Origin of the sequence: Fluviibacterium sp. S390 (genome assembly GCF_049800695.1) — a bacterium.
In the GTDB taxonomy this organism is placed as follows: Bacteria; Pseudomonadota; Alphaproteobacteria; order Rhodobacterales; family Rhodobacteraceae; genus Meridianimarinicoccus.
In genome coordinates this window covers 112,286-125,201 of the sequence record NZ_JBNAFN010000004.1, presented here as the reverse complement: position 1 = coordinate 125,201, position 12,916 = coordinate 112,286, and the positions used below count along the sequence as shown (strand labels likewise).

At 63.9% G+C, this 12,916-nt stretch carries 4 protein-coding genes; 2 read left to right on the top strand and 2 right to left on the bottom strand.

Going from position 1 to position 12,916, the window contains the following annotated elements:
• Positions 1-16 precede the first annotated feature (16 nt).
• A complete protein-coding gene (locus tag ACP15K_RS04850; RefSeq protein WP_424989959.1) occupies positions 17-964 on the bottom strand; it encodes a carbohydrate ABC transporter permease in 948 nt (315 codons plus the stop codon).
• Between the two features lie 87 nt (positions 965-1,051).
• Entirely contained in the window at positions 1,052-2,371 is a 1,320-nt protein-coding gene (locus ACP15K_RS04845; protein ID WP_193141452.1) for an ABC transporter substrate-binding protein, read from the bottom strand.
• A gap of 360 nt (positions 2,372-2,731) precedes the next feature.
• Between ACP15K_RS04845 and ACP15K_RS04840 the strand changes: the two genes are divergently transcribed.
• Together ACP15K_RS04840 and ACP15K_RS04835 are read left to right on the top strand one after the other, a co-directional pair.
• Positions 2,732-3,856, top strand: coding sequence for a cytochrome-c peroxidase (locus ACP15K_RS04840; RefSeq protein WP_424989958.1), 1,125 nt, complete (start codon positions 2,732-2,734; stop codon positions 3,854-3,856).
• A gap of 127 nt (positions 3,857-3,983) precedes the next feature.
• A complete protein-coding gene (locus tag ACP15K_RS04835; protein ID WP_424989957.1) occupies positions 3,984-12,854 on the top strand; it encodes a hypothetical protein in 8,871 nt (2,956 codons plus the stop codon).
• Positions 12,855-12,916: the final 62 nt, after the last annotated feature.

Here is a 12,916-nt window from a genome sequence, read left to right as displayed (position 1 = left end):
TTGATGTCAGGCATCCTCAGCGTTCCTTCACCTTGTTCAGCGCCTTGACATAGATCGAGGCCAGCCCGAACACCGTCACGAACAGGATAATCGCATAGGCCGAGGCATAGCCGGTGCGCCATTTCTCGAAGGCCTCGCGTTTCAGGTTGATCGAGGTCAGCTCGGTGGTGGAGCCGGGACCGCCGCCGGTCAGCTGCACCACAAGATCGAACATCTTGAAGTTCTCGATCCCCCGGAACAGCACCGCCAGCATCAGGAAGGGCAGCACCATGGGAATGGTGATGGTGAAGAACTGGCGCAGCTTACTGGCCCGGTCGATTTCGGCGGCTTCATAGATATAGTCGGGGATCGACCGCAGCCCGGCCAGACAGATCAGCATCACGAAGGGCGTCCACATCCATGTGTCCACGATGACGATGGACCAGGGCGCAAGGTTGACCTGCCCCAGCATCTGGAAACTGGACGGATCCTTGCCCGAAAAGAACGCCACGATGTAGTTGAACAGGCCGATTTGCGGCTGGTACAGGAATTTCCAGAAGTTGCCGACCACTGCCGGCGACAGCATCATCGGCAGCACGATGATCGTGGTCCACAGATCGTTGCCCTTGAATTTCTTGTTGATCAGCCACGCCAGCGTGAAGCCGATCAGCACCTGGAAGAAGATCGTCCAGAACAGGAAATGCGCCGTGGCCTGCATGTTCAGCCAGATGTCATTGTCGGTCAGGATACGCTCGTAGTTGCGCAGCCCGATGTTCTTGACCTCGCGCCCGATGCGGTTCGCCTTGAAATCGGTAAAGCTCAACTGGATGGTCCAGATCAGCGGAAAGATGTTGATCGCCAGCAGCAGGAAAATCGTCGGCGCCACGAAGATCCAGGCGATGGCCCTGTCGGACAGTCCCTTGATTTTGCGCGCAACTTTCTGGGGCGTTGCCGTGGCAACGCGGTCTATGGTCCGCTCGGACATGGGAAAACTTCCGATTTTTCTAGGGTTCGGCGCAAGATGCCGAAGGACGTGTCGGAAGCAGGCCGAAGCCTGCTTCCGGGTCTGGCGTCAGAGCTTGCCTTCGTCCTCAAAGACCTCGGTCCAGTCTTCGATCAGCAGGTCAAGCGCCTCTTGCGCGGTGCCCTGATCGGCCACCACATAGTCATGGATACGCTTCTGCATCGCCAGCAGCAGTTCGGCATAGGCCGGCTCCTGCCAGAAGTCCTGCACCGCACTCATCGCTTCCAGGAAATCGCCGGCAAACGGCTGGCTTTCCACGAAACCGGGATCGTTCAGCACGGAATTGTGGGCCGAATATCCGCCCAGTTCCCACCACTTGGCCTGAACCTCGGGCTGTGCGAACCACTGGATGTATTCCAGCGCCGCATCCTTCTTTTCGGAATAGGACACCACAGAAATGCCCTGCCCGCCCAGCGTCGACCCGGCCTGGTTCTGCGGCGGGTTGACGAAGAAGTCGATCTTGTCGCCGCCGGTGTTGGGATCGGCATACAAGCCGGGGAAGAAGGCGAACCAGTTCATCGCCATCGCGACCTGGCCCGATTTGAACGCATCCAGGCTCTCGCCCATGTACGAGTTGGTATAGCCCGGCGGTGTCGCGGTTTCGTAGAACTCCTTGTAGAATTCCAGCGCCTCGACGGCCTCGGGTGAGTTTACCGCCCCTTCCATGTCATAGGATCCCGGCGTGTTCTCGTACTTGAAACCCCAGGGATACAGCGCCCCGGTGACGCCCATGGTGATCCCTTCCGAGCCGCGCTCGGTGAAGATCGCCGCGCCATAGACCTTCTTGCCGTCGATCTCGCGGCCCTGGAAGAACTGCGCAATCTCCAGCAATTCCTTCTGCGACTTCGGTTCGCCCAGCTCGCGGCCCGTGGCATCCTGGAAGGCGGCGCGGATGTCGTCGCGCGCAAACCAGTCCTTGCGATAGAACCAGCCGTTGGCATCGCCCATGGCGGGCAGCGCATAGTAGTTCGGCGTGCCCTTGGGCCAGGTCGAATAGGCGTAAACGGTGGCCGGCGCGAAATCGTCCATCGAAATGCCATTGGCATCGAAGAAGTCGTTCAGCTTGACGTAGTGCCCGTTCTCGGCCCCGCCGCCGATCCACTGGCTGTCGCCGATCAGAAGGTCACACAGCTTGCCGCCCGAGTTCAGCTCGTTCAGCATCCGGTCCGCGAAATTCGGCCAGGGGACGAATTCGAAATTCATGGTGTGGCCGGACTCGGCCTCGAATTCCTTGGACAGCTCCACCAGCGCGTTGGCCGGGTCCCATGCCGCCCAGCACAAGGTTAGATCATCGGCTTGTGCAAGCGTCGTGATCGAGGATGTGCACAGCGCAATCGCGCTGGCCGAAACCAGTTTCTTGTAAGACATCCATTCCTCCCCATTTTTTTCTCGCCGGCGACCGTGGATGGCGAATCGCTGGATAGGTTTACGGTACGAGAGGGTGCTCCGATCCGTAAAGAAAAATTTGAGGTTCGTACCTCAGAAACAGGTTTGCCACTGTTTTCTTTTTATTTCTCATCTTTCCGCGCAACCCGTGCAAACCGTCGGTCCAGCCCGGATTGACCCCAGCGACCACTTCGCAGGCGGCGTGAGTCGCGCGGTTTCTCCCCTTGGGATCACATCCCTCCCGGCCCTCAGTCATGCCCGCCATGACTAACTTGATCGGGATCAAGGACACCGCTCTACTGCCTGCTAGGAAACACCCGTCCCAGAAAAGAAGTCTTTGCCATGCGCCTTTCCATTGTTCTGTGTTCCCTGTTGCTCGCCCCCCTCGCCCATGCCGACACCCCGGTACCAACCACCCGAGAGGCGCTTGGCGAACTGTTGTTCTTCGATGAAAACCTGTCGTTCAATCGCACCCAGTCCTGTTCCACCTGCCACGATCCGGACAGCGGCTTTGCCGATCCGCGCGGCATGGCCTCGACCGGCGACGACGGTGTGTCGCTGGGCGATCGCAACGCACCCACCGTGACCTATACGGCGCTGCGCCCCGGTTTTCATCGCAACGAGGCCGGCGATTGGGTCGGCGGCCAATTCTGGGATGGCCGCGCGCCGGAGTTGGAGGATCAGGCCGGCGGCCCGCCCCTGAACCCGGCCGAAATGGGCATGCCCGACACTGCCGCCGTACTGGCCCGTCTGCTGGAAAACCCGGTCTACACGCAGGCCTTCCCGGCCCTCTTCGGCCCCGGTACCCTGGACGATCCCGACACCGGCTATGCGGCCATGACGCAAGCCATCGCCGCCTTCGAACGCACGCCCCGGTTTGCGCCCTTCGACAGCAAGTACGACCGCTTCCTGCGCGGCGAGGCGGACCTGACCGACATGGAAGAACTGGGCCGCGTGCTGTTCTTCTCGCCGCAGTTCACCAATTGCGACCAGTGCCACAAGATCGGCCTCAGCGCGGCGGACCAGCAAGAGGTGTTCACCAACCACGAATACTTCAACATCGGCGTGCCGGTGAATGTGGCCCTGCGCGCGATGAACGGCGTCGATCCGGCCAAGCTTGACATCGGGCTGGCCGAAAACCCCCTGGTCACCGATCCGCAGGCCATGGGCAAATACAAGGTGCCGACCCTGCGCAACGTGGCCGTCACCGGCCCTTACATGCACAACGGCATCTTCAAGGACCTGCGCACCGTTGTGCTGTTCTACAACACCTACAACACCGTTTCGGACGCGCGGAAGATCAACCCCGAAACCGGCAACCCTTTCGGCCCGCCGTCGGTGCCCGACACGCTGGCCCTGGAAGAACTGACCCACGGGCCCGCCCTGAAGGACATGCGCATCGACGCCATCGTCGCCTTCCTGAAGACCCTGACCGACGCCCGCTACGAACACCTGCTGGAAGACTGACGCCCGGGGCAATGCCGGATCGCCTCACCCCGCGGGTGTCAATTAACATGTATTGAAGACCCCGATTATGGTTATCTGATTTGGCTCGACACCGGGCCATCGCGTTTAATCATGAAAGGGGCCCTTCATGGTCGTCAAGAACACGTCGCTGGAATTCAGAACCGCGAACCAGTCGCTCTGGGCCCCCGGACAGGCGCGGGAATTCCGCATCTCCACCGGCGATCTGCTGATCTATACCGCCCCGGAACTGACCGAATCCTTCGACTTCGATATCTGGGTCGCGGGCGTTTCGGGCGAGGCCTACATGAATTTCATGGTCGGGCTGGAGGCTTATGCCGAACTCGTCGATGCGGGCCACTTCAATGCCAGCTACGACATCGACGTGGCGGTGGAATATACACCGGGCGTGAATGTTTCGCTGACCCAGACCACCACCACCCCGGCCAGCGCCAGTTTCGACCTGACCAAATGGACGGTGCGCACGGCGCAAATCGACAGCAAGGGGTTCAGTGGCAGCCCCGGTGCCGGGCTGGATTTCATCCTGGAGATCGAACTGGGCTTTCGCGATATCCAGTGGTTTGCCTTCGGCGCGTCGGGCGAAGAAGACGATTTCAAGCTTATCGATATCGAAGAACGCGTCCCGATCATCGAGATCAAGCCCGAGTTCGAAATTTCGGGCCAGCTTTATCCGGGGATCGAGGTCTTTGCCCGCCTGCCCACCGGCGCCGACACGTTCGGCAACAGTTTCGGCAGCAGCCTTGTATCCGGCTCGGGGTTCTCGGACACCAAGTTTCTGGAACTGAACGTCGATGTGGACGAGCTGTTTCTGGAACTGGCCGGCAAGCTGCCCCCCCCCGTCGGGCCGATCATCAGCAAGGTCGGCGACGTGGTGTTCTTTGACGAAACCTTCGATCTGGCCGACTACATTCCTTACGTCCCGCGCGGCAAGTTCGAGCTTTCGGCGACGGTTCTGGACATCGATGCCAACGCCGGCACCGTGCTGACCGAGGATGTGGCGCTGGATATCGGCGGCGGCGACGCCACGCCGGATGTGCGCGTGGTGCTGCGTTCGGACGCGGGCACGCCGACGGATTTCAGCGATGACGTGGTCACCCAGACAACGCTGGGCAATGTCGCGCAAGTGGACCTGCCGCGTTCCAGCCAGTTGGGGCCTGATGGCACCGCCGTGGTGACGGTCACCGGCTATTACGACCTGACCGATGTGCAGTATTCCCATTCGGTCGGGCTGGGCATCGACGCCGCCCTGACCATCCGTGCGCTGCAAGCCGAATTCGGCGGCGCCTGGGTGTCCGACGATCTGGCCTTCAGCTTTGGCCCGCTTCTGGACCTGACCTTTCCCGAAGGCGGCTTTCAGGCCAAGCTGTTCGATTTCTACAACGACAAGTTTGCCCTGCCGACCGGCAGTTACGCGACGGCCCCCGGCAATGGCACCGACCCCGGCACATGGGGCTACAGCGCCGGGTCCTTCAACCGCGAGACCGACAGCTACGAAGTCTTCGTCACCGACGATTCCCCCGCCGGATGGGACCCCGAAGCCCCCAATGCCGCGCAGCGGGTCTATGAATACAAGGCCGCCGTCACGCAAAACGTGGCCAGTGCGGTTGCCACCTTTGGGCACCTGTGGGGCAACGATCCCAACCAGGATGTCCGGAATGTGTTGGCCGGGTTCAACAATCCCGCACCGGGCACGTCGGATGTCACCCGGGTTTGGCTTGGCAATGTCTCGGCCGACGTAACCCTGACCACAAACAACACCTACACCGTTGTCGATGTGTCCGGAAACACCGTGGTCAACGATGTTCTGGGTGCAACCGTTTCGGTGGACGACGGCACCCCCGGCTTTTCCGACGCACTTCTTGATATCGACCCCAACAGCACCACCGATCCCACGTTCATCTACGCAAACGCCTCGATCGACCACAAGGTCGCCCTGTTGAACGGCATCGCGAACTCGACCTATGTGGCCTATCAATATACCCCCGGAAATGAAGACAATATCCTGAAGAACCAGCGCACCGCGCAGGTTCAGGGCAGCACCAACGGCGACGTGATGGTGATGCGCGACAGCCAGGGCATGTATTTCGATGGCGGGGGCGAGACGCGCGGAGTTTTTGGCGACGTCGTCGTGGGCGATGTTTTCATTGCGGATTTCAAGCACATCTTTCCCAACACCGCGATCAGCTTCGACAGCACCGAGGCCAATTACGCAAGCGGCGTGGAAGTGGCCGGCAGCGTGACCCTGCGAGACATCGAAGCCTTCGTCCTGCGCACCGGCGATCAGGACGACTTCCTGTCGGGCGGCCTGTACGAAGACTGGTTCGAAGCGTCGGGCGGCAATGATTTCATCCAGCTCTCGCCGGATCTGGCCAAGGACTATGTATTTGGCGGGGCGGATGACGACGTCATCTACTACAGTTTCGACATCGAAGACCGCAGTCAGCATACGGCACTGTCGGACGCGGTGTTCGGCGGAACCGGGTTTGATATCGGCGTCTTCAAGGCCACCGACATCAATCGCACCAGCGCCGCGCCGGAAAACGTGGCGACCGAGATCAACCTGACACTGGTGGTGGACGGCAATACCGAAGCCTATGCCACGGCACGCCAATCGGTGCGCGCGATGTTCGACGTGCTTGAGGTTCACGACGGCGGCAGTTTCGGCGATGTCCGGATCAAGAACACCCCGCTGAACGTCGACGCGTCGCTGACCAACCCGGCGGATCAGGACTTCCTGCGCTACGGCAAACTGGGATTCAGCGTTGGCGCGGATTTCTACTCGGATGTCGAGGCCATCGACGTGATCGGCTCGGATTTCTCCGAGGACACCGTCCTCTACACCGGCGGGCTGCAGTATTTTGGCGGCGATGGCGAATGGTCTCCCGACCGCCAGATGCAAGACGCCCTGCTGGCTGATTTCGGGACCTACGCAGCCCGCAAGGACGTCACCACCGGGGTCTATCTGGTGGCCGCCAACCGGCTGGAACAGACCGGCGCCAACCAGGTTCTGACCTTCGGCGACACGGTCATTGACGGGTTTGAACGGATCGTGGCCATTGGCACCGACCAGGCCGACCATTTCCTTGGCGGGCGCTACAGCGACGGCTTTGACGGCGGCGCAGGCAATGACCTGATCAACGGCGGCGAGTTCGATCCCTTCAACGGCATGGTCTTCGATCTGCGCGGCTTTCTGACCCCCGGCACCATCACCCAGGAACGCGACGACCTGTCAGGCGGTGATGGCGATGACATCTTCTTCTGGTCCGACGATGGCGCCGATATCCTGCACGGCGACGCCGGGCAGGACTGGCTGATCGTCGCGGCCGAGGCCGGATCGCAGGGTTTGGAATACGGGCTCTACACCCCCACCGCCATCACCACCGCGACCCCCACGCGCGAGGTGTTCGACGCCACCGCCTCGGCCGATGACATCGAACGGGCGATGGGGCTGCTGGCGGATTTCATCGTCCCCGTCGCGGGCCAGACCCTGACGCTGGGCCGGGGAATGCGCTTTGGCGACACGCTGGGCTTTGCCGGAAACGATCCCTTCCTCAGCTACCATGGCATCGAGCATGTCAATGTCACCGGCAGCGACTCTGCCTCGGACCTGATCTTCTACGAAGGCGGGGCCACCTATGACGCGGGTGGCGAGGGCAGCGGTCCCGGCGATGTGTTCGCCGCCGATTTCTCGGCCCAGCAGGTGGGCATCGACCTGGCCTTCGGCGCCGAGAACGCCGCCGGGGTGACCCTGGCCAACGGCGTCTTCCTGCGCGGCTTCGAACGCGGCATCGTCAAGGCGGGCAGCGGCAACGACCGCCTCAAGGGCGGCGCGCTTGAAGACCGCCTGTTCGGCGGCGACGGTGCCGACATCATCCAGGGCGGCGACGGCGACGACCGCATCTATGGCGAGGCCGGCGACGACCTGCTGTTCTGGGACGGCAACGGCTCGGACTTCATCAGCGGCGGCGACGGGCTGGATCACCTGGTCATGGGCGGGCGTGGCGAAGGGCTGAAATGGTCGCTGTTTGACGCCAGCTTCACCGCCCTGGGCACCGGCAACCTGGGCGCCGGGGCAACCCGCGCCGAACTGGATACGGCGCTGGACAACCTGCCGCTGGCCGAGTTGATGGTGGCCCGCTCGCACGGGGAATCGCTGCTCTATCAAGAGATCGAGGCGGTCAACGTGGCCGGCGCGCACGATCACGATGATCTGGTGCTCTATCAGAACGGGCTCATCAACTACGGCGGCGATCAGGCCGGGGACGCCGATCTGTTCGCCGCCGATCTCAGTGCCGAGACCGCCGATCTGACCCTCTATGCCGACAGCGACCAGAATGCCGGGGATGCCGCCGCAGATGGCACGCAGGCCTTTGACGAAGACGGCAATTTCACCGGGTTTTCCGGCGTGCAGGACATCGGCAACGGCACCTATGTCGGCGGGTTCGAACGGCTGCATGTGCGCACCGGCAGCGGCAATGACACGGTGTTCGGCGGCGCATTGGCCGACAGCATCGACACCGGCGATGGCGATGACATCGTCGATCTGGGCACCGGCGGCACGCAGGCCACGCCGGACCGGGCCAACACCAGGCTGGGCGATGACGTCATCACCTATCGCGGCGGGGTTGCGGATGTGGACGGCGGCAGTTCCGGGGGCGACTATGACATTCTGAATATTGAGGCCACCACCGGCGCGCTCAGCTTCGCCATCCTCGATCAGGCCGGCACCCGGATCGGCGCCACCCTGACCGGCGCCTCCACCAGCCGTGCCGATCTGACGGCCATGTTCGCCGCCAATCCGTCCTTCGCGGCGGGGCTGACCCTCAGCGACGGCACCAACACCCTGACCTATCGCAACATCGAGGAAATGCTGATCCAGGGCTCGGATCAGGATGATTTCCTTGTCGCCCCCCTGCGCAACGGCAACCTCTTCGGCAATGGCGGCGACGACATCCTCGTCTCCAGCCTTGGCATCGACATCATGGTCGGCGGTGACGGGCTGGACACCTACGCCTTCCGCTCCGGCGATGGCGCCGACTTCATTGCCCGCGAGACCCATCAGGGCGCGCGCATCTACTTCGACAATGTCGCGCGCGGCGATGTCACCTTCGCGCGCACCGGCACCGACGATCTGGCGCTGACCGAAACCGGCGGCAGCATTCCGACGCTGGTGATTTACGACTATTTCGCCACCGGCGGACGCGGGCTGGATTTCGAATACGATTTCACCGACTTCACCGGACGCATCGACCTGTCACATCTGGGCGGCGCCATCGTCACCCCGGCTGCGGCGGGCACCACCGCCACCGGCACCCCGGGCGATGACGACCTCGGCGCACAAGGCTCGGCGCTGGCCGACAACCTGACCGGGGCTGCGGGCGACGACTTCTTCAACGGCAGCGCCGGGGCCGACCTGCTGAACGGCGGCGCGGGCGCGGATTCGGTGTCCTACAACGCCTTGGGCGGCACTTCGGGCGTCTCCGTGGACCTGATCTATCGCGCCGGGTCGCGGGGCATTGCGGATGGCGAGATCCTCGTCAGCATCGAAAACCTGTTCGGCACCGACAACGGCGACACCCTGCTGGGCGACCGCGCCGCCAATATCTTCTTCGGGGCCGATGGTAACGATACTCTGGCCGGCCGTCAGGGGGCCGACCTGCTGTCCGGAGACGAAGGCAACGACACGCTTTATGGCGATGAAGGCCGCGACCAGCTTTACGGCGACGAAGGCGATGACGTTCTGGAGGGCGGCGACGAAAACGACTACTTGGACGGCGGCGATGGCAATGACTTCCTGCGCGGCGGCACTGGCGACGACACGCTGATCGGCGGCGCGGGCAATGACCACGGCTTCGGCGGCGCCGGAGAAGACACCTATGTCTACGGCGGCGACGATTTCACCGACACCCAGGAAGGCATCGACCTCAAGAACGGCGTTGACAGCTTCGACGGCGGCGGCGACTTGGATCTTGCCGATTTTTCACCCTTCGAACATGCCATCCGCGTGACCCAGGGCTTCGGCACCGCCGACGGCATCCGCACCGATCGGGACACCACCATCACCGGGGCGCTGGACGAAGAGATCCTGACAGTCTCCAACACCGAGCAATTCGTCGGCAGCGCTTTCGATGACCGGTTCGAGATCACCGGCGACGGGCTGACGCTGGGCGGCGGCGCGGGCGACGATCTGTTCGTGCTGGGCGCGGGAAGCCAGACGGTGTTCGGCGGTGCCGGGCGTGACACGCTCGACCTCTCCGCCCCCACCGCAGCCGCGCAGGGGATCAGCGTCGATCTGTCCGCCGGACTGGTGATCGACCAGACCGGGGATACTGACACCATCAGTGGCATCGAACGCATCATCGCCACCGCCTTCGACGACTCGCTCACCGGCGATGCGGGCGACACGATCTTTATTGACGGCGACGGGTCCGACACCGTCAACGCGGGCGACGGCAATGATGAAGTCGTGGCCGGTCTGGATGGCAGCGACGACACCTATCACGGCGGCAACGGTTTCGATCTGCTGAACTACACCGGGGCCACCACCAACATGTTTGTCGACCTGCTGTTCGACGTGGCCGAGGATACCAACAGCACCCAGGTCGGCATCGACACCATCAGCGGCTTCGATGCCGTCCGCACTGGATCGGGCGATGACGAGGTCTATGGCCACACCGGCGTGAATCACATCCACGGCGGCGGCGGCAACGACCGCCTGCTGGGCGACTTCGGCAACGACATAATCACCGGCGGCGGCGGCGACGACGATCTGTTCGGCGATCTGGAAAGCGCCGATCCGCAGGACGGGTTCGACATCGTCGACTATTCCACGGCGACACAATCCATCACCGTCTCGCTCACCGCCACCGGCGGCACCGCCACGGGCGCCGACATCGGCACCGACACCCTGACCGGGTTCGAGGCGGTGGTCAGCGGGCTGGCGTCCGACAGCCTGACCGGCGACAGCGCCGACCAGACCTTCTTCATCGCGGGCGCCGCCGGGCAAGGCGGGTTCGACCTGATCGACGGCGCGGGCGGCATCGACACCGCCGATTTCTCGCGCTTCGGGGCAGCGGTGGAACTGGACCTCGCCGCGGCCATCGAAGTGCGCACCCGCGACGCCGCGACCCTCGATCCGACGCTTGGCCCGCTGCGCAACCTCGCCGATCTGACGGGTATCGAGATTGTCGTGCTGACCGATCACGCCGACGCCCTGCGCGGCACCGCAGCCGACGACACGCTGGACGGCAGCGGCGGCGACGACTTCCTGACAGGCCGCGACGGCGCCGACATCCTGCGCGGCGGCGATGGCCGCGACACCGCCGATTACAGCCTTGAGACCGGCGGCGCCGGGGTGCTGGTGGATCTTTCCGGCGCGGCGGGACTGGTGACCGGGCAAACCGGCCCGCTGGCCCGCGACAGCCACGGCAACATCGACCGGCTGGATTCGATCGAATCCGCCATCGGCACCGACCAGACCGACCGCCTGTTCGGCACCACCGGCGACAATGTCTTCTTCGGCGGTGCCGGGGATGACGAGATCTACGGCATCGCCGGCACCAACCTTCTGTCCGGCGGCACCGGGGCCGACATGCTGTTCGGCGGCACCGAAATCGACGCGCTCAGCGGCGGCGATGACGACGACATGCTGTTCGGCGGCAAGGGCGATGACAAGCTCAATGGCGGCGCCGGCAACGACCAGATCTTCGTCGACAGCGCCGGCGACGTGGTGGACGGCGGCACCGGCACCGACCGGGTCCGCTTCGAGACCACGCTCGGGCTGGCGCTGAACCTCGCGCTCTGGAATTCGGTCGAGGAGGTTTCGGCCGAGGCCGGCGACGACACGCTCGACGGCGCATCCGTCCTCACCGCCCTCACCCTCTTCGGGCGCGAGGGCAACGACACGATCTCGGGCGGCTTTGCCAACGATCTGCTGTTCGGCGGTTCGGGCAACGACACGATCACGGGCGGGGCCTCCACCGACCAGCTGTTCGGTGGCTCGGGCGCCGACCGGATGGATGGCGGCGACGAATCCGACTTCTATGTCATCGACGGGTTCGACACGATCACCGACAGCGGCACGCGCGGCTTCGACAAGGCCCAGATCAACGACGCCGGCGGCACCTCGGTCACCCTCACCGGCTGGAGCGGGGTCGAGCGGATCAACGGCTTCACCGGCGACGACACCATAGACGGCTCCAGCCAAACCACCGGCCTGCTGCTGTTCGGCGACGATGGCGACGACACCCTGACCGGCGGGGCGGGCAATGACGTGCTGATCGGCGGCAACGGCGACGACACCCTGTCGGGCATGGGCGGCAACGACGTGCTGCTGGGCAACGCGGGCAATGACACTTTCGACGGCGGCGCCGGCAACGACATCCTTTACATCGGCGAGAACGGCGACGTGGTGTTCGACGGCGGCGCGGGCTTCGACAAGGCCGTGGTCTCCAACGCCGCGGGCCTGACGCTGTCGGTTGGCAGCTGGGCCGGGGTCGAACGCATCAACGGGCTGACCGGCAATGACACCATCGACGCCACCGGGCTGGCCACCGGGGTGACCATCGCCTCGGGCGCGGGCAATGACGTTGTGACCGGCGGTTCGGCGGGCGATGTGATCTTTGCCGGTACCGGCAATGACACGCTGCTGGGCGCGGGCGGGGCCGATGCGCTGATCGGGGCGGCGGGCAACGACCGGCTGGACGGCGGCGCGGGCGGGGATTTCTACCTTGGCGGCGCCGGATCCGACAGTTTCGCCTGGTCCGACGGCTTTGGCCGTGACGTGGTCAAGGATTACACCGATGGCCTCGACCGGCTGGATTTCACCACCCACAGCGGCGTCACCAAACTGGCCGACCTGTCCATCAGCCAATCGGGCGCCCATGTGATCATGACCCTCAGCGCCGGGGGTGCCGACCAGATCACGCTGGCCGATACCCTGGCCACCGTACTGACCGCTTCGGACTTCGATTTCGTCTGAGGCCCCTGCCCTGCCGAACTTCCCCGCGCGGGCCCAACCGGGTCCGCCGGGGGCCCCTGCCC

Excerpts from the sequence above, each read along its gene's own strand:
- ACP15K_RS04850 (WP_424989959.1), bottom strand. The coding sequence starts at position 964 with ATGTCCGAGCGGACCATAGACCGCGTTGCCACGGCAACGCCCCAGAAA.
- ACP15K_RS04845 (WP_193141452.1), bottom strand. The coding sequence starts at position 2,371 with ATGTCTTACAAGAAACTGGTTTCGGCCAGCGCGATTGCGCTGTGCACA.
- ACP15K_RS04840 (WP_424989958.1), top strand. The coding sequence starts at position 2,732 with ATGCGCCTTTCCATTGTTCTGTGTTCCCTGTTGCTCGCCCCCCTCGCC.
- ACP15K_RS04835 (WP_424989957.1), top strand. The coding sequence starts at position 3,984 with ATGGTCGTCAAGAACACGTCGCTGGAATTCAGAACCGCGAACCAGTCG.